This window comes from Paracraurococcus lichenis, from assembly GCF_030657435.1.
Classification (GTDB): Bacteria; Pseudomonadota; Alphaproteobacteria; order Acetobacterales; family Acetobacteraceae; genus Paracraurococcus; species Paracraurococcus lichenis.
Genome location: NZ_JAUTWS010000020.1, coordinates 26,593 through 48,907, shown reverse-complemented (window position 1 = coordinate 48,907; position 22,315 = coordinate 26,593). Strand labels below are relative to the sequence as shown.

18 protein-coding genes and 1 tRNA gene are annotated in these 22,315 nt (G+C 73.0%); 9 read left to right on the top strand and 10 right to left on the bottom strand.

From position 1 onward, the window contains the following. The first annotated feature begins 34 nt into the window (after window positions 1-34). The gene (locus tag Q7A36_RS20250) at window positions 35-1,816 is read left to right on the top strand and encodes an SLC13 family permease (protein ID WP_305105554.1); all 1,782 of its coding nucleotides are present in this window, start codon (window positions 35-37) and stop codon (window positions 1,814-1,816) included. On the opposite strand, the gene Q7A36_RS20245 is transcribed toward Q7A36_RS20250, so the two are convergent. From Q7A36_RS20245 to Q7A36_RS20225, 5 genes are all read right to left on the bottom strand, one after another. After that, window positions 1,726-3,945 (bottom strand): HWE histidine kinase domain-containing protein, encoded by a 2,220-nt coding sequence (locus Q7A36_RS20245; protein WP_305105553.1) that lies wholly within the window; start codon window positions 3,943-3,945, stop codon window positions 1,726-1,728. The genes Q7A36_RS20250 and Q7A36_RS20245 overlap by 91 nt on opposite strands. A gap of 48 nt (window positions 3,946-3,993) precedes the next feature. After that, complete coding sequence (locus Q7A36_RS20240; protein ID WP_305105552.1) at window positions 3,994-5,382, bottom strand: NAD(P)/FAD-dependent oxidoreductase; 1,389 nt, start codon at window positions 5,380-5,382, stop codon at window positions 3,994-3,996. Further along, on the bottom strand, window positions 5,379-5,633 hold the full coding sequence (locus tag Q7A36_RS20235; RefSeq protein ID WP_305105551.1) for a hypothetical protein: 255 nt from the start codon (window positions 5,631-5,633) through the stop codon (window positions 5,379-5,381). Before Q7A36_RS20235 ends, Q7A36_RS20240 begins: the two co-directional genes overlap by 4 nt. After that, entirely contained in the window at window positions 5,630-5,872 is a 243-nt protein-coding gene (locus Q7A36_RS20230) for a hypothetical protein (protein WP_305105550.1), read from the bottom strand. The genes Q7A36_RS20235 and Q7A36_RS20230 overlap by 4 nt, the downstream gene beginning before the upstream one ends. An 87-nt stretch (window positions 5,873-5,959) precedes the next feature. Then, window positions 5,960-7,999: an ATP-binding protein gene (locus Q7A36_RS20225; protein WP_305105549.1), complete on the bottom strand. Its 2,040-nt coding sequence runs from the start codon at window positions 7,997-7,999 to the stop codon at window positions 5,960-5,962. Between the two features lie 162 nt (window positions 8,000-8,161). Here Q7A36_RS20225 and Q7A36_RS20220 point away from each other — a divergent pair, with 162 nt between their 5' ends. Beyond that, a complete protein-coding gene (locus Q7A36_RS20220; RefSeq protein WP_305105548.1) occupies window positions 8,162-9,205 on the top strand; it encodes a chemotaxis protein CheB in 1,044 nt (347 codons plus the stop codon). Window position 9,206: 1 nt separating this feature from the next. Here the strand turns inward: Q7A36_RS20220 and Q7A36_RS20215 are convergent, their stop codons facing one another. Continuing rightward, window positions 9,207-11,468, bottom strand: a complete 2,262-nt coding sequence (locus tag Q7A36_RS20215; protein WP_305105547.1) for a CheR family methyltransferase — start codon at window positions 11,466-11,468, stop codon at window positions 9,207-9,209. Window positions 11,469-11,533: 65 nt separating this feature from the next. Between Q7A36_RS20215 and Q7A36_RS20210 the strand changes: the two genes are divergently transcribed. Together Q7A36_RS20210 and Q7A36_RS20205 are read left to right on the top strand one after the other, a co-directional pair. Then, complete coding sequence (locus Q7A36_RS20210) at window positions 11,534-12,532, top strand: MBL fold metallo-hydrolase (protein WP_305105546.1); 999 nt, start codon at window positions 11,534-11,536, stop codon at window positions 12,530-12,532. A gap of 87 nt (window positions 12,533-12,619) precedes the next feature. After that, a complete protein-coding gene (locus Q7A36_RS20205) occupies window positions 12,620-13,603 on the top strand; it encodes a Bug family tripartite tricarboxylate transporter substrate binding protein (RefSeq protein WP_305105545.1) in 984 nt (327 codons plus the stop codon). A 34-nt stretch (window positions 13,604-13,637) separates the two neighbouring features. Here Q7A36_RS20205 and Q7A36_RS20200 read toward each other — a convergent pair whose 3' ends face one another. After that, the gene (locus Q7A36_RS20200; RefSeq protein ID WP_305105544.1) at window positions 13,638-14,720 is read right to left on the bottom strand and encodes a zinc-binding dehydrogenase; all 1,083 of its coding nucleotides are present in this window, start codon (window positions 14,718-14,720) and stop codon (window positions 13,638-13,640) included. Window positions 14,721-14,837: 117 nt separating this feature from the next. Here Q7A36_RS20200 and Q7A36_RS20195 point away from each other — a divergent pair, with 117 nt between their 5' ends. Beyond that, on the top strand, window positions 14,838-15,128 hold the full coding sequence (locus Q7A36_RS20195) for a hypothetical protein (protein WP_305105543.1): 291 nt from the start codon (window positions 14,838-14,840) through the stop codon (window positions 15,126-15,128). Between the two features lie 45 nt (window positions 15,129-15,173). Here Q7A36_RS20195 and Q7A36_RS20190 read toward each other — a convergent pair whose 3' ends face one another. Together Q7A36_RS20190 and Q7A36_RS20185 are read right to left on the bottom strand one after the other, a co-directional pair. Then, the gene (locus Q7A36_RS20190) at window positions 15,174-17,201 is read right to left on the bottom strand and encodes an acyl CoA:acetate/3-ketoacid CoA transferase (protein ID WP_305105542.1); all 2,028 of its coding nucleotides are present in this window, start codon (window positions 17,199-17,201) and stop codon (window positions 15,174-15,176) included. Between the two features lie 94 nt (window positions 17,202-17,295). Beyond that, a tRNA-Gln gene (locus Q7A36_RS20185) sits at window positions 17,296-17,369 on the bottom strand. Window positions 17,370-17,548: 179 nt separating this feature from the next. Between Q7A36_RS20185 and Q7A36_RS20180 the strand changes: the two genes are divergently transcribed. The 4 genes from Q7A36_RS20180 (at window position 17,549) to Q7A36_RS20165 (ending at window position 21,459) form a co-directional block, all read left to right on the top strand. Continuing rightward, a complete protein-coding gene (locus tag Q7A36_RS20180) occupies window positions 17,549-18,673 on the top strand; it encodes a Ppx/GppA phosphatase family protein (protein WP_305105541.1) in 1,125 nt (374 codons plus the stop codon). 13 nt (window positions 18,674-18,686) lie between these two features. Further along, window positions 18,687-19,361 (top strand): RlmE family RNA methyltransferase, encoded by a 675-nt coding sequence (locus Q7A36_RS20175; protein WP_305105540.1) that lies wholly within the window; start codon window positions 18,687-18,689, stop codon window positions 19,359-19,361. 223 nt (window positions 19,362-19,584) lie between these two features. After that, window positions 19,585-21,096 (top strand): IMP dehydrogenase, encoded by a 1,512-nt coding sequence (gene guaB, locus Q7A36_RS20170; RefSeq protein WP_305105539.1) that lies wholly within the window; start codon window positions 19,585-19,587, stop codon window positions 21,094-21,096. Window positions 21,097-21,177: 81 nt separating this feature from the next. Continuing rightward, complete coding sequence (locus tag Q7A36_RS20165) at window positions 21,178-21,459, top strand: BrnA antitoxin family protein (RefSeq protein WP_305105538.1); 282 nt, start codon at window positions 21,178-21,180, stop codon at window positions 21,457-21,459. Window positions 21,460-21,480: 21 nt separating this feature from the next. Here the strand turns inward: Q7A36_RS20165 and Q7A36_RS20160 are convergent, their stop codons facing one another. Then, complete coding sequence (locus Q7A36_RS20160) at window positions 21,481-22,251, bottom strand: MOSC domain-containing protein (protein WP_305105537.1); 771 nt, start codon at window positions 22,249-22,251, stop codon at window positions 21,481-21,483. Window positions 22,252-22,315: the final 64 nt, after the last annotated feature.

Here is a 22,315-nt window from a genome sequence, read left to right as displayed (position 1 = left end):
GGTTGCCGCGGTCCATGCAGGAGACCGCCGCAGCGTGACCCTCGACCAGGGATTCGCCTTCGCCATCCTCGCCGCGACGCTCGGCCTCTTCGCCTGGGGCCGCTTACCCTACGACGTCGTCGCCATGCTGGCGCTGCTCGCCGGCCTGCTCACCGGCATCGTCCCGGCCAAGGAGGCCTTCGCCGGCTTCGGCGACGACATCGTCGTCATCGTCGCCGGCGCGCTCGTCGTCAGCAGCGCGGTCGCCCGCTCCGGCGCGGTCGAGAGCGCAATGCGCCCGCTGCTGCCACGCCTGACCACCGTCGCGCGGCAGGTGCCGGTGCTGGCCGGCGCCGTCATGTTCGCCTCGGTCTTCACCAAGAACATCGGCGCCCTCGCGCTCTTCATGCCGGTCGCGTTGCAGCTCGCGCGGCGGACCGGGACGCCGCCCTCGGCGCTGCTGATGCCGATGTCCTTCGCCTCGCTGCTCGGCGGCCTCGTCACCCTCATCGGCACCTCGCCCAACATCATCGTCGCGCGGGTGCGGGCGGAGCTGCTGGGCACGCCTTTCGGCATGTTCGACTATGCCCCCGTCGGCATCGCGGTCTCCCTCGCCGGCCTCGTCTTCCTCGCCTTCGGCTGGCGGCTGCTGCCGCGCGGGCGCCAGGCCCAGGCCTCGCTGGAGGAAGCGATCGCCATCCCCGACTACGCGACCGAGGCGACGCTGCCGGCCGACAGCCCGCTCGCCGGCCAGGACATCGCCTCGCTGCGCGGCCTCGGCGACAATGCCGTCACCGTCGCCGCCGTCATCCGCGACAGCCTGCGGCGGGAGGCGCCGCCGGAGGATACGGTGCTGCAGCCCGGCGACCGGCTGATCCTGGCCGGGGAGCCGGCGCCGCTCGAGGCGCTGGTCGCCCGCGCCCGGCTCACCCTCGATGCCGAGACGCACGCGCCGGAGCCCGCGCCCGAGGCCGAGATGGCGGTGGTGGAGGGCGTCATCACCGGCGAATCGCCGCTGGTCCGCGCCACCGCCGCCGGCGCGCGCCTCGCCGAGCGCTTCGGCGTCAGCCTGCTCGCCATCAGCCGGCGCGGCGAGCGGATCGCGGAGCGGCTGAACCGCCTCAGGCTCCGCGCCGGCGACGTCGCCATCCTCAAGGGCGAGGCCGGGCGCCTGCCCGACACCCTGGCCAGCCTGCGCATCCTGCCGCTGACGGAACGGGAGGTCGCGCTCGGCCGCAGCCGCCGCAGCCTGGTGCCCATCCTCGTCCTCGGCGACGCCATGCTGGTGGTCGCGCTGAACCTGGTGCCGGTCGCGGTCGCCTTCTTCGGCGCCTCCGTCATCCTGATGCTGCTGCGCTCGGTGAAGCCGCAGGAGGCCTACCAGGCCGTGGACTGGCCGGTGATCGTGCTGCTCGGCGCGCTGATCCCGGTGAGCGAGGCGGTGCGGACCACCGGCGGCACGGACCTCATCGCGGGCTGGCTCGCCCATGCCGTGGAGCCGCTGCCGCCCTATGGCGCGCTCGGGCTCATCATGCTGGTGGCCATGGCGGTCACGCCCTTCCTCAACAATGCCGCGACCGTGCTGATGATGGGCCCGATCGCGGCCGGCCTCGCGCAGCGGCTCGGCCTCAGCCCCGATCCGTTCCTGATGGCGGTCGCGGTCGGCGCGGCCTGCGACTTCCTCACGCCCATCGGCCACCAGTGCAACACGCTGGTGATGGGGCCGGGTGGCTACCGCTTCGGCGACTACTGGAGGCTCGGGCTGCCGCTCTCCATCACCGTGCTGGTGGTCGGCGTGCCGATGATCGCGCTGTGCTGGCCGCTGCGGCCGGGTTGATCCGCGGGCTCCGCCTCGGCCAGGACCTTCGCCGCCGGCAGCGCCATCTCGCAGGTCAGCCCCTCCGGATCCCAGCGCTGCTCGAGCCTGCCGCCGAGCTGCCGCGCGATGGTCGCCTGCAGCACGCGCGTGCCGAAGCCGCGCCCGGCGGGCGGCTGCGCGATGGGCGGGCCGCCGCGCTCCTGCCAGGTCAGCCGCACCACCTCGCCCTCCTCCGCCCAGCGCAGCGTCACCCTTCCCTCGCAGGCCGAGAGCGCGCCGTACTTGATGGCATTGGTCGCCAGCTCGTGCAGCGCCATGGCCAGCGGCTGGGTGGCGACCGAGCGGATGACCAGCGGCGGGCCGTCGAGCGTGACCGAAGGGCCCTCGGTGCCCCCGCCGAGGAAGGGCGCGAGCTCCGCCCGGGCCAGCATGCCGAGCTCGGCGCCATGCCAGCCAGTATCGGCCAGCAGCGCGATGGCCTGGGCGAGCGAGCCGATGCGGCCGTCGAGCTCGCGCACGAAGGCCTCCATCGTCGGCGCCCGCGTCAGCCGCAGGGCGGAGCGGGCCATGGCCAGCGCGTTCTTCGCGCGGTGGTCCATCTCCCGCATCATCAAATCGCGCCGCAGTTCGGCCTCGCGCTGCTGGGTGATGTCCTGCACGAAGACGACGACCCGGCCCGGCTCGCCCGGCAGGGGGGCGGAGGAGAGGCGCACCGGCAGGCGCGACCCGTCCGGTTGCAGGTATTCCTTCTCGAAGGGTTCCCACCAGCCGCGCGCCCGCGCCTGCTCCACCGCGCGGTCGTCGAGCGGCAGGTGCTCCGTCGGCGTCACGCGCCGCCAGTCCCAGCGCCCGGCGGCGAAGGCCTCGCGCGTCCCGCCGGTCATCTCCAGCAGCCGGTCGTTGGCGAGGATCGTCTTCCCGCTGGCGAGGTCGAAGACCGACATGCCGATGGCCCGGCTCTCGAAGACGCCGCGGAAGCGCGCCTCGGCGGCGCGCGCCGCCTCTGCCGCCGCGCGCTCGGCCGCCTCGCGCCGCAGCGCTTCCTCGGCCATGGCGGCCGCCTCCGTCCGGCGCAGCGCCAGCCAGGCAAGGCCGAAGAGCATGAGCGTGATCGGCAGCGCGATGGCGAGCTGCTGCAGCACGCTCCTCCGCCAGCGCGCGGCGATCACCGGTGTCGGCCGCGCGACGGTAACATAGAGCGGCAGCGTGCCGACGCGGCGGAAGGCGATCAGCCGTCCCTCGCCCGGCCGGTCCGGATGGAAGCCGAGCGTGAGGCCGAGATAGCTGCCGCGCTCCTGCCCCGCGGCGATCGCGCGGCGCAGCGGGCTGCCCTCCGGCACGGCCGGCAGCGGGTCGGGGAAGCCGGGCGTGCGCACCAGCACCTCGCCATCGGCGCGGACCAGGGCGGTGACGTCCGCCGGCTCGCCGCCGAGCGCGAGGAAGCCGGCGGCGACGCTGTTCGGATTGACCGAGACATTGATCGCGCCGTCATAGGCTCGCTCCGGCAGGCCATTGCCGGAGCCGCTGCGGCGCCGGGTGATGCCGTAGAACAGGTTGCCGTCGATGCGGCCGACATGCACGCCGCTCACATGCAGCGCCGGCGCGTCCGGTGCCCGCAGCGCCTGCACCCATTCGCGGTCCTGGATCGAGACGTCGCGCGGCACCGGGTAGATGTTCGCCGTCACCAGCATATGCGCGTCGCGGTCCGACATCGCGATGGTCTGCACCAGCGGCAGGCGGGGCAGGAGGGCGCGCAGGCTCTCGTGCAGCTCCGCCTCGCGGGCACGGATCTCGGCATCGCTGAGGCCGCGCAGCAGGTCGTTGGCGAGATCGCCGGCCAGCCGCTGGCCTTCCGTCACGCGCAGCGCGTATTCCGCCCCGGCATCCGCGCCGCGCTGCAATTCGCGCCCCGCCGACTCCCAGACCTCGTGCCAGCCCTGCCACGCGGTTGCAACCATGGCGGCACCGGGCAGCACCAGCGTTGCCACCAGCACCGCACGCAGCCAGCCCAAGCGGCGGCGCGCCGGCCGCGCCGGCTTCGATGCCTCGCCGCGCGGCAGGCGACGGCGCGCACTGCCCGCGAGTCGCGGCAGGGCCAGCGGCAGTCCCAGGGCAGCCTCCAATTCCTTCGGTGACGGAAGGAACATAGGCACGAATCCGCGGGCCGCGCCGCACGCTTCCGTGCGCCGCTCCGGTCAGCCGCCGGCGGCGACGCGCCGCGGGGCCGGCAACTCGCGCGGCGCGGCGGCCGGCAGGCGTTCCGCGACGCGCGTGCCGAGCGCCGCCGCCTGCCGCTCGCCCGGCATCGGCGTGGCATTGCCGCCCGCCGGCTCGCGCCCCGTGATCAGCCGGGCGCCGCGCTGGAAGGTCAGGTAGCTCCAGAGCCATTCGAAGGAGACGACGACGCGGCTGCGGAAGCCGATGAGGTACCAGACATGCGCGACGCCCCAGAACAGCCAGCCGATCAGGCCGGTCAGCCGCATGCCGTCCAGCGAGACCACGGCCGAGCGCCGGCCGATCGTCGCCAGGTCGCCATGGTGGCGATAGGCGAAGGGCGGCGGCGGCGCCTGCCCCACGGCGCGCGCCGCCAGCAGCCGGCCGACATAACGGCCCATCTGCTTCGCCGCAGGCGCATTGCCCGGCACCGGCCTTCCCTTCGCATCGGTGACGGCGGCGAGGTCGCCGACGGCGAAGACCTCGGCATGGCCGGGCACCGCGAGATCCGGACCCACCCGCACGCGTCCCGCGCGGTCGCGCTCCGTGCCGAGCCAGCCGCCGACAGGCGAGGCAACGACGCCCGCCGCCCAGACGATGGTGCTGGCCGCGATCCGCTCCTCGCCGCATTGCACGCCGGTCGGGGTGCAGTCGGTCACCCGCGTGCCGGTCAGCACCTGCACGCCCATGCGCTCGAGCGAGCGGCGGGCGACCTCGCCGAGTTCCTCGGGGAAGGTCGGCAGGATGCGCGGCCCGGCCTCGATCAGCACGACGCGCGCCTGGGCGGGATCGATGCGGCGGAACTCCCGCGGCATGGCATGGCGCGCCAGCTCGACCATCGCCCCCGCCAGTTCCACGCCGGTCGGCCCGCCGCCGACCACGACGAAGGTCAGGAGGCGCCGCCGCTCCTCGGCATCGGCGGTGATCTCCGCGCGCTCGAAGGCCAGCAGCAGGCGGCGGCGGATATCGGTCGCGTCCTCGATCGCCTTCAGGCCCGGCGCGACCGGCGCCCAGTCGTCGCGGCCGAAATAGGAATGCGTCGCGCCGGTCGCGACGACCAGCGCGTCATAGGGCAGGTCCAGCTCCCCGGCCCGCACGCAGCGCGCGGCGAGGTCGAGGCCGGTCACCTCCGCCATCACCACGCGCAGGTTGCGCTGGCGGCGGAAGATGCTGCGCACCGGCCAGGCGATGTCGCCGGGCGAGAGCGCCGCCGTCGCCACCTGGTAGAGCAGCGGCTGGAAGAGATGGTGGTTGTGCCGGTCCACCAGCGTGACCTCGACCGGCGCATGGGCCAGCGCCCGCGCCGCCTCCAGCCCGCCGAAGCCGGCGCCGAGGATGACGATGCGGAGCGGCGGCGCGGCCTCGGTCATCCCGGGTCCTTGCCGGCGACCTCCGGCCCGGCATCGCCTGCCGCGGCGCGGCCCGTGCGGTGCTGTGCCAGCAATTCCTCCGCCCTGGCCTCCGGATCGGCGGCCGGGCTGCCGCCGCGCGGATCGAAGGGCGCCTCGTCGGTGCCCCAGGGCTGCGGCGCGTCCTGCGGCGCCGCGCCATGCGCGTTGCCGGGGCCGGCCGCCTCCGGGCCCTGCGGCGTCGGCGCGCCCTTGCGCGTCCCGCCCATCATCGGCCGCCTCGCTTCACATTGCCGCTGGCTGCGCCGCCCGAGGCGCCGCCGCCGGTCCCGATGCTGCCGAGGCCCGCGCCCGGCCCGCCGCCGGGCGCCGTGCCGCCGGGCTGCACGCCGGAGCCGATGCCCTCCGCGCCGGTCGGCGCGCCGGGCTCGTCGGGCAGGGGCGTGTTCGGCATGGCCTCCGTGCCCGCGGGCCGGCCTTGCGTCTGCTTGTCGTCGTCGGGTCCGGCCATGACAGCGCTCCAGGTCCGCCGGGCGAACGCCCGCGGCGCGGCACGGATGCGGCGGTCAGGCGGAACGTCGCCCGGGTCGCGCCGACGTCATGCCTCCGGCGGGCGCCGTCGGGTCGCGGCGTCGCGCGCCGCGACCAGGGCGCGGCGCAGTTCCTCGAGCGAATAGGGCTTGCGCAGCAGCGGCAGGCCGGCCGCGGCGACGCGCGCGGGCGCGCCGCCATAGCCGCTGTAGAGCAGCACCGGCAGCCCCGGCCGCGCCGCCCGCAGCCGCTGCGCGAGCTCCAGCCCGTCCTGCCCGCCGGCCATGACGACATCGGTCAGCACCATGTCCACCGCCAGCCCCTCCTCCAGCGCCTTCAGCGCGGCCGGCGCGCTGATGACGCGCGAGACGTCGTGGCCGAGATGGCGCAGCGTCTCCGCCGTCAGCTCCGCCACTGCGTCATCGTCCTCCACCAGCAGCAGCTGCAGCGGCGCGACATCCGCGATGGCAGGCGGCGGCGGCGCGGGCCGCGCCTCCGGCCCCACGGTCGGCGCCGCGCGCGGCAGCAGCAGCGTCACCGTGGTGCCCTCGCCGAGGCGGCTCCGCACCCGCGCCGTGCCGCCGCTCTGCCGCGCAAAGCCATAGACCTGCGCCAGGCCGAGGCCGGTGCCCTGGCCGATATCCTTGGTGGAGAAGAAGGGTTCGAAGACCCGCGCCAGCACCTCCGGCGGCATGCCGGTGCCGGTATCGGTGACGCTGAGGCGGACGAAAGGCCCGCCCAGGCGGTCGGGGTCGGTGAGCGCGTCCAGCTCGACATTCTCGGCGCAGATGCGCAGCGTGCCGCCCTGCGGCATGGCGTCGCGCGCATTGACGCCGAGGTTCAGGACCGCGAGCTCGAGCTCGCCCGGATCGACCCGCGCCCACCAGAGGTCCTCCGGCACCTCGATCTCGATGGCGATGTCGCCGCGCAGCGCCCGCGCCAGCAGCTCGCGCATGTCCTGGAGCCAGGCCTGGACATCGAGCGGCTCCGGCCGCAGCGCCTGGCGGCGGGCGAAGCTCAGCAACCGGCGCGTCAGCTCGGCGCCGCGGCGCGCCGCCTGCTCCATGGCGTCCAGCAGCCGCGCCTGCCGCGCCTCGTCGGCGCCGCGCCTGAGCAGGCCGACGCCATTGGTGATGACGGAGAGCAGGTTGTTGAAGTCGTGCGCCACGCCGCCGGTGAGCTGGCCGAGCGCCTCCAGCTTCAGGGTCTGGAAGAGGCGGGCCTGCGCCGCCTCGCGCGCCTTCGCCTCCTCCTCCACCTCGCGCTTCAGGCCCTCGTTCACCTCGGCGATCGCCAGCTCGGCGCGCTTGCGGTCGGTGATGTCGATGTTGAGGCCGATGAGGCGGACGGGGTCGCCCTTGTCGTCGCAGATCAGCCGGCCGCGCCCGGTCAGCCAGCGCTCGCCGCGCTGGGAATGGTTGATGCGGTACTCCACGCGGAAATCGGGATCGCGGCGGCGCAGGCAGTCCTGCAGCGCGGCCTCGGTCGCGGCGCGGTCCTGCAGCGCGACCGAGGCGATCCAGGCTTCGTAGCTCGGTTCGACCGTCTCGGGATCGAGACCGCAAAGATCGAAATACTCCCGCGACCAGGACAGGCGCCCGCCGGGAATGTCCCAGTCCCAGGTGCCGGCCCCGGCATAGCGCTGGGCGAGGCGCAGCCGCTCCTCGCTGTCGCGCAATTGCCGGTTCAGCGCGGCGAGCTCCGCCGTGCGCTCGGCGACCCGTTCCTCCAGCGCGGCATTGGTGTGGGTGAGCGCGTTGTTGCTCTCCTCGAGCTCCTCGGCAAGGACCTGCAGCTCCTCGACCGCGACGCGCAATTCCTCGGCGGTCGCATCCCGTTCCGACATGTGACGGGCGATCACCTGGTCATTGCCGATCACGGCCATGCGCGCAGCCTCGCCCGCCTGCTCGCGCTGGCGCAGCCTTGCCTCGACCTCCCGCAACTGCACGCTGCGGGTCGCGAGCTCGGTCCGCAGCGCGTCGCGCTCGGCCGCGAGCGCGGCCGCCTCCTCGCGCGCGTCCTCGACGCTGACGCGCAATTGTTCCAGCTCGTCCTCGATGCGGGCGTGATTCGTGATCAGCGCCTTGTCCGGCCCGGCACGGCGCATCAGCTCGTCGCCCTCACTCTCGATCCCGCTGCCGATGTGGCAAGGTTGTTGCCCTCTCAACGGAGCATATCGCATCGCGTTCGGCGCGGGTGCGTGACATCGCGACACTTCAGGCGTTTCCTGCGTGGGGCGACGGCGTGTCGCCCCGGAAAGGACGGTGACGTGGGCCACGATCTCATCCTGCTCGGGTCCTCGGCCGGCGGCGTGGACGCGCTGTGCGGGCTCTGCCGCGACCTGAAAGCCGACCTGCCGGCGGCCATCCTGGTCGTGCAGCACGTCGCGCCGACGGCGCGCAGCCTGTTGCCGGAGATCCTCTCGCGCTGCGGCGCGCTGCCGGCCCTGCGCGCCCACGAAGGGGACGAGATCCTGCCGGGCCGGATCTATGTGGCGCCGCCGGATCATCATTTGCTCGTGAACCGCGACGACCACCGCCTGATGCTGCGGCGCGGCCCGCAGGAGAACCGGACGCGGCCGGCGATCGACCCGCTCTTCCGCTCGGCCGCCGTCGCCTTCGGGCCGCGCGTCATCGGCGTCGTGCTGAGCGGGCTGCTCGACGACGGCACGGCGGGCCTCGTCGCGGTGAAGGCCTGCGGCGGGCTCAGCGTGGTGCAGGACCCCGACGACGCCGCCTGGCCGGACATGCCGCGCAACGCGCTGCGCGGCGACAGCCCGGATCATTGCGTGCCGCTCGCCGACATGGCGGCGCTGCTCGACCGGTTGGCCCGCAGCCCGGCCGGCCCCGCGCGGCCGGTGCCGCCGAGGATCGCGATGGAAGCCCGGATCGCCGAGAAGGAGATCGCCGACATGGCCGGGGAGACGGAGCAGCTTGGCCCGCCCAGCCGCATGAGCTGCCCGCAATGCGGCGGCGTGCTGAACGAGATCGAGGACCCGAAGACGACGCGCTTCCGCTGCCAGATCGGCCATGCCTATGGGCCGGAATCGCTCGCGGCCAGCCAGGCGGACGCGCTGGAGGAGGCGCTGGCCACCGCGGTGCGGACGCATCACGAGCGGCAGGTGCTGTTCCGCCGCATGGAGGATGCCGCGCGGGGCCGCGGCATGATGCTGGCGGCGGCGCGCTGGGACCGCGCGGCGCGGGAGGCCGGGCAGGCGGCGACGCTGATCCAGACCGCCGCCGAGATCCTGCGCAAGTCGGCGGCGGAGGAGGAAGAGGCCGAGGCCGCGGCAGGTCCGGCCGAACCGGCCTGAGCTACTCTGCCGCGTCGAGCCGGCGCCGCTCCGTGGTGTCGTGCACGATGGCGAGGAGCAAGGGCGGGTGTTCCCGCGCGAAATGCTGCATGCAGATCTCGGCGGGGTACTCGCGACCGTCGCGGCCGCGCATCACGGTCTCGAACACCACCTCCTGCTTCTCGCCCTCCAGCACCGGGGCCAGCAGGGCGCGCAGGGCCTCCGGCGGGACGCCGCGCATCAGGTCGGTGATCGCCATCTGCCGCAGTTGAGCGATGGAATAGCCGAGCTTCTCTTCCGCACCCCGGTTGATGAGCCGGAAGTGCAGGCTGGAGGGGTCGAGGAAATACACCTCGTTCAGCGACTGGCCGATGATGCGGCCGAGATAGCGGGTGTATTCCTGCTCCCGCGCCTCCTCGGTGATATCCTCGGCGATCACCACGATGCCACGGGGCGCGCGCGCGTCGTAGAGCAGCGGCGAGAGGCGGACCCGGCAGTTCAGCCTGCGGCCGCGGCGGTCCAGGGCGTCCAGCATCAGCTCGGCCTGGGGGGCCTCGCCGGCCAGCAGCCGCATCAGGTCGCTGCGCAGCCGGTGCACCGGCAGGCCGATATCGAGGTCGAGGAATTCCTGGCCCTCCACCTCCTCGGCGCGCAGGCCCCAGGCATTCTCGCTCCAGCGGTTCCAGGAGCGGATGCGCAGATCGTGGTTCAGGACGATGATGCCGGCATCGATGCTGCGCAGGATGCTCTCGGCATAGCGGCGGTACTCGGCGCTCTCCTCGTGCTGGGTGCGCAGCTCCTCGTTGGCGGTCTCCAGCTCCTCGTTGGCCGAGCGCAGCTCCTCGTTGGTGGTCTCCAGCTCCTCGTTGGTGGATTGCAGCTCCTCGTTGGTGGTCTCCAGCTCCTCGTTGGTGGACTGCAGCTCCTCGTTCGTGGTCTCCAGCTCCTCGTTGGCGCTCTGCAGCTCCTCGATCGTCGTCTCCAGGCTCTCCTGCGCCGCCTCCAGCTCCTGCTGCATGGCGAAGACGCGGGTGGTGTCGCTGAAGGCGAGGACGGTGGCGAATTGCCGTCCGTCCCGGCCGAAGAGCGGCGTGACGTCGATGGTCAGCCGCACCGGGTCGGCCGGTGGGCGGTGGTAGTCCTGGTGCTCCAGCCGGACGGTGCGGCCGAGCCGCGCCGCCTCCTCGATCCGGCCGCGCAGCTCGGCCGGGCGGTAGGAGACGCTGAGGTCGTGGAAGGGGCGGCCGAGATCGCCCTCCCCCACCTCCAGCATCCGCCGCGCCGCGGCATTGGCGAAGACCAGCGCGCCGTCCTGGTCCACGGCGAGATAGGCGACCAGCGTGGTGTCGGCGATCGCCTCCAGCAGCCGGAACTGCAGCGGCGGCAGGCGCGGCACGGGCGGCCCCCCGGCGGACCCGTTGAAGACCAGGCTGCCGCCGGTGCTGCGGCGCCATTCCTGCGGCACCTTGCGGAAGATCCGGTGCCTGAGGTCGAGCGACTGGAAAAGGCGGGAACGGGCGAGCTGCGTCTCCGCCTTGCCGAGGAACATCAGCCCGTCATCCACCAGGGCATAGTGCAGCCGCGGCAGGACCTGGTTCTGCGTCTCGCTCTCCAGGTAGATCAGCAGGTTGCGGCAGACCAGCAGGTCGATGCGGCTGATCGGCGCGTCATGTACGATGTTGTGGCGGCCGAAGATCACGTTCTTGCGCAGGTCGCGATGCACGCAGTAGTGGTTGTTGGTGCGCTCGAAATATTTCTCCAGCAACTCGCCCGGCACGCTCTCCACATCCCGCGGCAGGTAGGCGGCATGGCGGGCGGCGCGCAGCGCGCCTTCGTCGAGATCGGTGGCGTAGATCTTCACCCGGCGGCCGAACTCCTCGATGCCCAGCGCCTCGGCGAAGATCATGGCCAGGCTGTAGGGCTCCTCGCCGCTCGCGCAGCCGGCGCTCCAGATCCGCAGCGGCCGCTCGCCAATCGGCCGGTCGGCCGCGAGCAGCCGCGGCACCGCCTCGCGCCGCACCGCCTCCCAGGCCTCCGGGTCGCGGAAGAAGGAGGTGACGTTGATCAGCACCGTGTTGAGGAGTTCGACGAATTCCTGCGGATGTGCCTCGAGGAAGGCGTGATAGGCGCCGAAGCCGTCCGAGCCCACCTCCTCCATCCGCTTCAGCACGCGGCGGCGCAGGCTGGTCTTCTTGTAGCCGCGGAAGTCGAGCCCCCGGCTCTCCTGGATGTAACGGATCAGCGCCTCGAAATCGGGGTCGAGGGGCTCGGTGCCTGGCGCCATGACCGGTCCTGGTTGATAGGCAGGCAAGCCTAGCAGAGGCGCGGCCGGCATGGCACCACCGGGGGATGCGTGCCACCCTGCTCCCGCGGCTGCTGAACGGGCGGACCGGCGATCCCGGCGTCTTCCTCGAGGCGCTGCACCGGCCGGGGGCGATCCTGCTGGATTGCGGCGACCTCTCGGCGCTCGGCCCGCGGCACCTGCTGCGGGTCGCGGTGGTCGCCGTCTCCCACGCCCATATGGACCACTGGGCGGGGTTCGACGCGCTGCTGCGGCCGCTGATCGGGCGGGAGAAGGTCGTGCCGGTGGTCGGGCCGGCGGGGTTTGCCGAGCGGCTGCACCACCGGCTGCAGGCCTATACCTGGAACCTGGTGGACCGCATCGCGGCGGAGCTCTGCTTCGAGGCGACGGAGGTCGTGGCGGAGCCGCTCTGGCCGCGCCGCCGCTTCCGCCTCCGCACGGGCTTCGCGCCGGAGCCGCTGCCGCCGGCGCCCGCCGCGCCGGACGGGACGGTGCTCGCGCTCGGGCCGCTCAGGCTGCGGGCGGCGGTGCTGGAGCACGGCATCCCCTGCCTCGGCTTCGCGGTGGAGGAGGCGCTGCACGTCAATGTCTGGCGCACGCGGCTGGAGGCGCGCGGCCTGCCGACCGGGCCCTGGCTGGCGGCGCTGAAGGCGGCGGTGGCCGCGGGTGCCGGGGATGCAGCGCCCGTCATGTTGCCGGGCGGCGGCAGCGCGCCGCTGGGCACGCTGCGCGACCTGGTGGAGGTGACGCCGGGGCAGAAGCTCGCCTACCTGACGGACCTCGCCGACACGCCGGCGAACCGGGCGGCGGCCGTTTCCCTGGCGCGCGGGGCCGATATCCTGTTCATCGAGGCGCCCTTCGCCGCCGAGGACGCGGCGCATGCGCTCGACCGGCGGCACCTGACGACGCGGGCGGCCGGGGAGATCGCGCGCGCTGCCGGCGCGAAGCGGATCGAGCCCTTCCACTTTTCTCCGCGCTACGAGGATGGCGAGGCGCGGCTGCTGGCCGAGGTCTTCGCCGCCGCCGCCGGCCTGCCGCCGCCGTGACGGCTATACGTTGACAGGCGCGGGCGCGGTTCCGCAGCCTGCCCCCATCCAGGAAAGCCTCGCCACGAAGGCTTCGGGGGGAACGCCATGCATCCGTCACGCCGAGACCTGCTGCGCGCCACCGGCGCGGGCGCCGCGACGCTGGCCCTGCCGGGGGCAGCGCGCGCCGCCCTGCCGCAGGGCCTGGTCCGAATCCTGGTCGGCTTCCCGCCGGGCGGCGGGACCGACGTCATGGGCCGCGTCATCGCCGAGACGCTGAGGAAGCGCGGCAACCTGAAGAACGTGGTGATCGAGAACCGCGCCGGCGCCAGCGGCACCCTGGCCTGCGAGGCGCTGAAGCACGCGGCGCCGGACGGCACGACGCTGCTCTTCGCGCCCAGCGCCTCCACCGTGCAGCCGGTGCTGACCTTCCGCCGGCTGCCCTGGGACCCGCGCACCGACTTCGCGCCGGTCACCATGACCGGGACGGTGCAGACCTGCTGGGTGCTGGCGCCGCACCTGCCGGCCAGGACCTTCGAGGACTACATCGCCTGGGTGAAGGCGGATGGTCGTCGCGGCAGCTTCGGCAGCACGGCGCTGGGGTCGTCCACGCATTTCTTCGGCCTGCAGATCGCCGCGGCCTTCGGAGTGGAGCTGGAGCCGGTGGGGTACCGGGGCGCGGCGCCGCTGATCTCCGACCTCGCGGCGGGGCACATCGTGGCGGGCTGCGGCGGCGTCTCGGACTTCCTGACGCACCACAAGGACGGCAAGCTACGCATCGTCCTGACCAGCGGGCCGAAGCGTGGCGTGACGACGCCCGAGGTGCCGACCATCGCCGATCTCGGCCATCCCGACCAGGCGAGCTTCGGCTTCTACGCCTTCTTCGCCCCGGCGGGCACGCCGGCGCCGATGGTCGCCGCGCTGAACGCCGAACTCGCGGCGGCGACCCTGGAGCCGGAGGTGAAGGCGCAACTGCTGACGATCGGGCTGGAGCCGGAGGTGTCGACGCCCGAGGCGCTCGGGCGGATCCTTGCCGAGGATATCGAGCGCTGGCGGCCGGTGGTGGAGCGGAGCGGCTTCAAGGTGGACTGAGCGGTCCGCCTGGCATCCAGGGGCGCGCGCCCGCTCAGCGCCAGGGCTCGACCAGGACCTTCGCGTGCCGCTCCGGGCTGGCCAGGTCCTCGAAGGCCTGGCCGACGCCCTCCAGCCCGACGCGGCCGGTGATGAGCGGCGAGACGTCGATCCGGCCGCTGCCGATATGCTCGAGCGTCGCGGCGAACTCCTCCTTCGTGTAGGCCAGCACGAATTGCAGGTTGAGCTGCTTGACGATGCCGAAGAAGGGCTCGGAGCGGTCGGGCTGCATGCAGACGCCGACCACGACGATGCGCGCGCCGGCGGGGGCGCCCGCCATCATCTCCTGGATCATGCCCGGCATGCCGACGCATTCGAAGAGCACCGCGCCGCGCCGCCGCGGCGAGAGGCCAAAGAGCTGGGCATGGCGGCCGGGATCGAAGCCCGCGGGCGTGATCGCCTGCTCGAGCGCCGCATAGGGCGAGGCCTGGCGCGGGTCGAGGACGATGTCGGCGCCCATGCGGCGCGCGAGGTCGCGCCGCGCCGGCGAGAAATCCGCGGCGATGATGGGCGCGATGCCCTGCAGCCTGAGCGCGGCGATGACGGCGATGCCGATCGGGCCGCAGCCGATGACGAGGGCGACGTCGTCCGGCGCCATGCGGCCGTACTCGACGGCGTGGATGCCGACCGCGATGGGCTCGACCAGCGCGGCATGGTCGGGGTCCATCCCGGCCGGGAGCGGCAGCAGCATGCGCTCGGCAAGCGGCAGGTATTCCGCGAAGCCGCCGGCGACGTCCGGGTTGTAGCCGATGCCGAGCACCTGGTTGCCGGCGATGGTCAGCGGCATGGAGGTGACGAGGGTGCCGGGGCGGAAGCGACCCTCCGTGCCGGGGCCGTTCTCCACCACCTCGCCGACGAATTCATGGCCGAAGACGACGGGCCGGTCGACCGACATCTGGAACCGGCCGCCGGAGCGGCGCGCGAGGTCGACGAAATCCTCGGTGTACTTCGCCGCATGGAGGTCGGAGCCGCAGATGCCGCAGGCGCGGGTGCGGACCAGCACCTGCCCTTCCGCGAGGCGCGGGTCGGGGATCTCGCCGGTGCTGAAACGGCCCTGGTGGAAGATGGCGGCGCGCATGCTCGTTCCCTCCGTTTTCCGAAACCCTAGGACGGCCCGGCCGGTGCCGCCAGCCGCGCCGGCTTGCGCGGCCTGCCGGCCGGTCCCAGCTTGCGGCGACCTGATGGGGAGCGGGCGATGCCGGGCGACGAGGCCGAGAGACTGCGCGGCGAGATCATCGCGCTGGAAACCGCGCTCGCGGCGGCCTGCGGCGAGATCGCCGTGCTGCGCGCCGCCATCGAGGGCAGCGGGACCGCGGGCGCGCTGCAGGCGATGGAGGGGATGGCGAAGGCGCTGGAGGGTTCGGTGCTGCGGGGGGTGGTCGGCGCCGAGCAGGCCGGGCGCGAGGCCGCCGCGGCAGGCTTCGAGCAGCGGATGGAACTGATCATCCATGCGCTGCGCAACGCCATCGCCTTCCGCGGCACCTGAGTCGGACGGCCGCGGAACGGAATCGTCCGGGGGCGCGAGCCCTCGCTACGAGGTCTGCGGCTCCGGCCCCTCCGGCATCCGGCGCCGCGGCGTCTCCCGCCGCCGGCCATGCTCGGCATGGTGCGCCTCTGCCTCCGCCGGCCGCGCCAGCGCGTGCAGGTGGTCCTCGGCCTCGGCGCGGCTCTCGTAGATATGCGGCGAGACGCGGCGGCGGCGCAGCGCCTCCCCGAACTTGCGGTGCAGGAAGGCGCTGGTGGTGTAGCGGGTGACGCCGGCGTAGAAGCGCCGCACCAGGTCGCGCACCATGTCGGTATAGTCGTCCAGCAGCTCGGGCGAGATCTGGAAGCGGTCGTAGTTGACGATGGCCGGCACCTTGCGGCCGAGCGGCGCCAGCCGTTCCTCCACCGCGCGGTGGATGCGGGCGATGTCCTCCTTCCGGCGGATCGTCATGCCCTCGAAATTGATGAAGAAGATGTCCTCGGCGCGGTCGTAGGTCAGCCGCGCCTCCAGCGGCAGGCTCAGCCAGTCCTCGCGGAAGCCCATGGGGGCGTCCTGGAAGATGCGCGGGTCCATCGGCGCGGGGTCGCGCGGCAGCAGCGGGCGGAAGGCCATCAGGGCCAGGATGTCGCGCTCGAGGTCGAGGCCGGGGGCGATCTCGGCCAGTTCCAGGCCGTCCGGCGCAAGGCGGAAGACGCAGCGGTCCGTCACGTAGAGCACGGGCTGGCCGCGCTTCGCGGCGAGGCGGCCGCTGAAGGTGCGGTGCTCCACCCGATCGATGAATTTCGACTCGCCGCGGGCTGCGAAGGTGCCGAGGAAGACGACCTTCTTGGCGTTCTGGCTGATGTTGATGAAGCCACCGGCGCCGGCGAGGCGGCTGCCGAACTTGCTGACGTTGACATTGCCCTCCCGGTCCACCTGCGCCATGCCGAGGAAGGCCGCGTCCAGCCCGCCGCCGTCGTAGAAGTCGAATTGCGCGGGCTGGTCCACCAGGGCCTCGATGTTGCTGGCCGCGCCGAAATCGAGCCCGCCGGCCGGGAGGCCGCCGATCGTGCCGGGCTCGGTCGTCAGCGTCAGGAATTCCAGCATCCGCTCCTCGTTGGCGACGCTGGCGACGCCCTCGGGCATGCCGATGCCGAGATTGACCACGCTGTTCGGCCGCAACTCGAAGGCGGCGCGGCGGGCGATGACCTTGCGCGGACCCATGGGCATGGGCGGCAGGGACCGCATGGGCACGCGCACCTCGCCGCTGAAGGCGGGGTTGTAGGGCGTGGCGAAGGTCTGCCAATGCGCCTCGGGCGGCGCGACGACGACGCAGTCCACCATGGCACCGGGGATGCGCACCAGGCGGGCGTTCAGGCTGCCCGCCTCCGCCAGGCGCTCCACCTGCACGATGACGACGCCGCCGGAATTGCGGGCGGCGGTGGCGATCGCCAGCGCCTCCAGCACCAGCGCCTCGCGCTCCATGGTGATGTTGCCGAGCGGGTCGGCGGTGGTGCCGCGCAGGATCGCCACGTCGATCGGCAGCGCGTGGTAGAACAGGTACTCCTCGCCGCGCAGCGTCACCGCCTCGACCAGGGGCTCGGTGGTGCGGGCATTGATGCGGCCGCCGCCATGGCGCGGATCGACGAAGGTATCGAGGCCGACGCGGGTGACGGTGCCCGGCTTGCCCGCCGCGATGTCGCGGAAGAGGTGCGAGATGACGCCCTGCGGCAGGTTGTAGGCCTCGATCCGGTTGTCGAGGGCGAGGCGCTGCAGCCGCGGGCAGAGGCCCCAATGGCCGCCGATGACCCGGCGCAGCAGCCCCTCATGGCCGAGATGGTTGAGGCCCCGCTCCTTCCCGTCGCCCTGGCCGGCGGCGTAGACCAGGGTCAGGTCGCGCGGCCGGGCGGCCTCGAGGAAGCGCTGCTCGAGCGCCACCGCGATCGCCTCGGCGAAGCCGATGCCGACGAAGCCGCCGGTGGCGACCGTCGCGCCGTCGCGGATGAGGCGCACGGCCTCGGCCGCGGTGACGATCTTGCTGGGGCCGGTGATCTGCCCGCCCGTGAGCAGGGGATGCCCGCTTTGGCCCGCCATGCGCCCGTTTCCCCCTGGTTGAGGCGGGCATGATCGACCGCCGCGGGCGAAGGCCGCAACGGCGAGGTCAGGGGCGTTCGGGGTCGTGATGGGGTGGCTGGGGGACCTGGATTCGAACCAAGACTGCCCGAGTCAGAGTCGGGAGTTCTACCGTTAAACTATCCCCCAAGCGGGTCCCGCAGGCGCTTCGCACCGGCAGGGGCGCTCCTATACATCCCCGCCCCGGGCTCTGCAACCTCCCACCCGTCGAAAGCGCTTGCCCGGCACCCCACATTACAGGACGATGGCTCAGCATCGCCGCCGCCGGCGGCACCGGGAAGGAGAGGTGGGCCGGAGCGCCCTGCATCATGCCAGACGATAGCGCCACCCTCGGGCTGCAGGAGTCGCCGGGACCCGTCCTGGAACGGCATGGCGGCTATGCGGGCCGGTGTGGCACCGTCGCCTCCACCTATGCGGCCCTCGACCTCGGCACCAACAATTGCCGGCTGCTGGTCGGCGCCCCCGCCCATGGCGGCTTCCGGGTAGTGGACAGCTTCAGCCGGATCGTCCGGCTCGGTGAAGGCCTGGCCGCCACCGGCCGCCTCTCGGAAGCCGCGATGGACCGCGCCATCGCCGCGCTCGCCGCCTGCGCCGAGAAGCTCTCCCGCCGCCCCGTCCGGCATTTCCAGGCCGTGGCGACCGAGGCCTGCCGGCGCGCCCAGAACGGCCCCGCCTTCCTCGCCCGCGTCGAGGCCGAGACCGGCCTCCGCCCGCGCATCATCTCGGCGCGGGAGGAGGCGGAGCTTGCGATGGAGTCCTGCTCCCCCCTGCTGGAGGAACAGGACCGGCGTGCCCTGCTCTTCGACATCGGCGGCGGCAGCACCGAGATCGCCTGGATCCGGGTGCCGCAGCGTGGCGCGCGCCAAGGTCAGGGCCAGTGCCAGTCGGCGGCCGAGCTCATCGGCTACGTCTCCATGCCGCTCGGCGTGGTGACCCTGGCGGAGCGGGCCGGCGCCTCCTGCTTCACGCAGGAAGGCTTCGCCGCGGTGGTCGACGAGGTCGCGGAGCATCTCCGCCGCTTCGACCGCGTCCATTGCATCGGGCAGGAAATCCGCGCCGGCGGCGTGCGCCTGATCGGCACAAGCGGCACCGTCACCACCATCGCCGGCGTGGCGCTCGCCCTGCCGCGCTACCGCCGCCCGCTGGTGGATGGCCGGATCCTCGACATCGAGGTCGCGGACCAGGCGCTCGGCGACCTCTTCGCCCTGGGCCGGGCGGGCCTCGCCGCGCATCCCTGCGTGGGGCCGGAGCGGGTGGACTTCGTCCTGCCCGGCTGCGCCGTCTATGCCGCCATCCGCCGGGTCTGGCCGGTGCCGACCCTGACCGTCGCCGACCGCGGGTTGCGGGAAGGCATGCTGCTCCGCATGATGCGCGGGGACCGCCATGCCGGGCGGGACAGGGGCGGCATGCTCGCCCGTCGCCAGGGCCCGTAAGGTCATTGCCATCATGAAGGGACCGCCGCCGGGTGGGCGGGGCGTCACCACGCGCCTGCGCACCGCCAAGGGCCGCACCACCGCCAGCCAGAAATGGCTCGAGCGCCAGCTCAACGACCCCTATGTGCGCGCCGCCCAGGCGCGCGGCTTCCGCTCCCGCGCCGCCTTCAAGCTGCTGGAGATGGATGAGAAGGCGAAGCTCCTGAAGCCCGGCGCCCGGGTGGTCGATCTCGGCGCCGCGCCGGGCGGCTGGACGCAGGTGGCGCTGGAGCGGATCGGGCCCGCGGGCAAGGTCGTCGCGCTCGACCTGCTGGCGATGGACCCGGTGCCGGGCGCGACCGTGCTGCAGGGCGATTTCCAGGACCCGGCGGCGGAGCAGGCGGTGCTGGCGGCGCTGGCCGGCCCGGCCGACCTGGTGCTCTCCGACATGGCGCCCAATACCACCGGTCACAACGCCACCGACCATCTGCGCATCATCGCCCTGGCGGAGCTGGCGCTGGATTTCGCGCTGAAGGTATTGGCGCCGGGCGGCGGCTTCGTCGCCAAGGTCTTCCAGGGCGGCACGGAGAAGGACCTCCTCGACCAGCTCAAGCAGCGCTTCGCCACGGTCCGGCACGTCAAGCCACCGGCCAGCCGCAAGGACAGCGCGGAGCTCTACGTCGTCGCCACCGGCTTCCGGCCGGCTTGAGCGGCAGCGGCAGCCGCTTTCGCCGGACGTCGCGCGGGCGGGTCCATGCGGTTTCGTCACCGCCCGCGATCCAGCGCCGCGCAACCGTCATGGCTTCCCGGCTTGCCGCGGCGCGGCGGAAGGGGCTAAGGGGACGCGCCAAGGCAGCGGACCGTGCCGCCCTGGCGCGACCGCCGCACAAGACCGGGCGCCCAGACTGCGCCCAGTGCGAAAGGTCTCCCGCATGGCACCCGACTCCCCTCCGGACGTTGCCCCTACCGGCCGCCGCAGCCTCGTCATCGAGGAGGCCTTCGCCTTCGACGACGTGCTGCTGGTCCCGGCCTATTCCGCCGTCCTGCCCAACCAGACCGATACCCGCACGCGCCTGACGCGCGAGATCCCGCTGAACATCCCCCTCGTCGCCGCCGCCATGGACACGGTGACGGAGGCGCCCATGGCCATCGCCATGGCGCAGGCCGGCGGCATCGGCGTGATCCACAAGAACATGACGCCGGAGGAGCAGGCGGCGCAGGTCCGCCGCGTGAAGAAGTTCGAGTCCGGCATGGTGGTGAACCCGGTCACCATCCATCCCGACCAGACGCTCGCCGATGTCCGCGCCCTGCAGGACCAGCACCGCATCAGCGGCATCCCGGTGGTCGAGCGCGGGTCGGGACGCCTCGTCGGCATCATCACCAACCGCGACGTCCGCTTCGCCACCGATCCGGGCACCCGGGTCTACGAGCTGATGACGCGCGACAACCTCATCACCGCCACGGCGGAGATCACGCCGGACCAGGCCCGGGCCCTGCTGCACCGCCACCGGATCGAGAAGCTGCTGGTCACCGACGAGGCCGGGCGCTGCGTCGGCCTGATCACCGTCAAGGACATGGACAAGGCGCAGGCCAATCCGAACGCGGTGAAGGACGCGCTCGGCCGGCTGCGCGTCGCCGCCGCGACCGGCGTCGGCGAGGACGGGCTCCGCCGCGTCGAGGCGCTGGTCGCGGCCGAGGTGGATGTCGTCGTGGTGGATACCGCGCATGGCCATTCCGGCGGCGTGCTCTCGGCCATCGAGCGCATCAAGCGCATGTCGAACGCCGTGCAGGTGGTCGCCGGCAACGTGGCGACGCCGGAGGGCGTGCGGGCGCTGATCGAGGCCGGGGCGGATGCGGTGAAGATCGGCATCGGCCCCGGTTCCATCTGCACCACCCGCATCGTCGCCGGCGTCGGCGTGCCGCAGCTCACCGCGGTGCTGGAGAGCGCGGCGGCGGCGCGGGAGAAGGGCGTGCCGGCGATCGCCGATGGCGGCATCCGCACCTCCGGCGACATCGCCAAGGCGATCGCCGCCGGCGCCGACTGCGTGATGATGGGCAGCCTCTTCGCCGGCACCGACGAGGCGCCGGGCGAGGTCTTCCTCTACCAGGGCCGCTCCTACAAGTCCTATCGCGGCATGGGCAGCCTCGGCGCCATGGCCCGCGGCAGCGCCGACCGCTACTTCCAGCAGGAGGTGCAGGACAGCCTGAAGCTCGTGCCCGAGGGCATCGAGGGCCGGGTCGGCTACAAGGGCCCGGTCGGCGCGGTGGTCCACCAGCTCGTCGGCGGGGTGCGGGCGGCGATGGGCTATACCGGCAACGCCACCATCGCCGAGATGCAGCAGAACTGCCGCTTCCGCCGCATCACCGGGGCCGGGCTGCGCGAGAGCCATGTGCACGACGTGGCCATCACGCGGGAGGCGCCGAACTACCGGCTGGAGGGTTAGGCCGGGCACGGCCCGGACCTGGACCTCGTCCGAGCCGCTTGTTTGATCCCCGCATCCGTGCGGAGCGGAGGGCCTATGAGGATGACGATCCCGGACCTGCAGCGGCGACGGCTGGAACGCCTCGCCGCCACCCCGGAGGAGACGATCGACACCGACGATATCCTAGAGGTGACGGATTGGAGCGGCGCGGTGCGCGGCGGGCTGTTCGGGCCGCGGAAGGAGGCGGTGACCATCCGCGTGGATGCCGATGTGCTCGCCTGGTTCCGCAACCAGGCCGCCGGAGGCAGTGGCTATCGGACGGAGATCAACCGCGTGTTGCGGCAGCATGTGGAGCGGTCGGCGACGGGCAAGACGTCGGGCTGATGACCGCCGGGCGAGAGCCGCTCAGTGCAGCGACTCGCCCTCCATCGGTTCCAGCGCGTCCCCCACCGCGATCCGCCCGCCCTCCAGCACCTCGGCATAGACGCCGAGATCGGCATGGCCGAAATGCTCGCGCAGCCAGCGCGGCGGGATCGCGTCGCGCTCGGCGGTCTCCGGGTTCACCTCGGTCGCAGGGCAGCGGACGATGCGCTTGAACACCCGCAGGCGGGCGCCGCCCAGCAGCACCTCCTGCCCCAGCAGGTCGAACTCGGCCCAAGGGGTCGCCCCCGAGACATAGATATTCGCCCGGAAGCGCAGCGGGTCGAGCCGCCGCCCGATCTTCTCCTCCAGCGCATGCAGGGAGGCGAGGCCGATGATGGAGACGCATTTCTGCGCCACGTCGGTGAAGTTGTGCCCCGGCGCCTCGACGAAGCGCGGGGCGCCGCGGGCCTCCTCCCCCAGCCAGGCCGCGAGGAAACCGGCGATCTCCGCCCTCCCCGCCTCGGTCCGGGTGCTCGCCAGCAGGGGCGGCCCCTCGGGCGGGCGGATCGCCAGCGTGCCGGTCTTCGGGTCGAAGGCCGAATGCAACAGGGCGAGGCGCGCATTATAGGCGAGGCAGCCGAAATTCCGCTTGGGCAGCCAAGCCGGCGCCGCCGGATCCATCGGGGCGTCCCCCTGGGCGAGGGCGAAGCGGCGGTCATACGGCAGGCACTGGCCGGGGGTCAGCAGCACCTCCTCCAGCGCCTCGGCGGTCAGGCCCTTTACGGGATAGCGGTAGATCTGCTCGACGCGCATCGGAACATTTTCCTTCCAGGGACCCTTGACCCGCCGCAAGGCGGAATACCACATCCCGGGTGAA

Coding starts and splice junctions, on each gene's coding strand:
- Q7A36_RS20245 (WP_305105553.1), bottom strand. CDS start 3,945: ATGTTCCTTCCGTCACCGAAGGAATTGGAGGCTGCCCTGGGACTGCCG.
- Q7A36_RS20240 (WP_305105552.1), bottom strand. CDS start 5,382: ATGACCGAGGCCGCGCCGCCGCTCCGCATCGTCATCCTCGGCGCCGGC.
- Q7A36_RS20235 (WP_305105551.1), bottom strand. CDS start 5,633: ATGATGGGCGGGACGCGCAAGGGCGCGCCGACGCCGCAGGGCCCGGAG.
- Q7A36_RS20230 (WP_305105550.1), bottom strand. CDS start 5,872: ATGGCCGGACCCGACGACGACAAGCAGACGCAAGGCCGGCCCGCGGGC.
- Q7A36_RS20225 (WP_305105549.1), bottom strand. CDS start 7,999: ATGCGCCGTGCCGGGCCGGACAAGGCGCTGATCACGAATCACGCCCGC.
- Q7A36_RS20215 (WP_305105547.1), bottom strand. CDS start 11,468: ATGGCGCCAGGCACCGAGCCCCTCGACCCCGATTTCGAGGCGCTGATC.
- Q7A36_RS20210 (WP_305105546.1), top strand. CDS start 11,534: ATGCGTGCCACCCTGCTCCCGCGGCTGCTGAACGGGCGGACCGGCGAT.
- Q7A36_RS20205 (WP_305105545.1), top strand. CDS start 12,620: ATGCATCCGTCACGCCGAGACCTGCTGCGCGCCACCGGCGCGGGCGCC.
- Q7A36_RS20200 (WP_305105544.1), bottom strand. CDS start 14,720: ATGCGCGCCGCCATCTTCCACCAGGGCCGTTTCAGCACCGGCGAGATC.
- Q7A36_RS20195 (WP_305105543.1), top strand. CDS start 14,838: ATGCCGGGCGACGAGGCCGAGAGACTGCGCGGCGAGATCATCGCGCTG.
- Q7A36_RS20190 (WP_305105542.1), bottom strand. CDS start 17,201: ATGGCGGGCCAAAGCGGGCATCCCCTGCTCACGGGCGGGCAGATCACC.
- Q7A36_RS20180 (WP_305105541.1), top strand. CDS start 17,549: ATGCCAGACGATAGCGCCACCCTCGGGCTGCAGGAGTCGCCGGGACCC.
- Q7A36_RS20175 (WP_305105540.1), top strand. CDS start 18,687: ATGAAGGGACCGCCGCCGGGTGGGCGGGGCGTCACCACGCGCCTGCGC.
- guaB (WP_305105539.1), top strand. CDS start 19,585: ATGGCACCCGACTCCCCTCCGGACGTTGCCCCTACCGGCCGCCGCAGC.
- Q7A36_RS20165 (WP_305105538.1), top strand. CDS start 21,178: ATGACGATCCCGGACCTGCAGCGGCGACGGCTGGAACGCCTCGCCGCC.
- Q7A36_RS20160 (WP_305105537.1), bottom strand. CDS start 22,251: ATGCGCGTCGAGCAGATCTACCGCTATCCCGTAAAGGGCCTGACCGCC.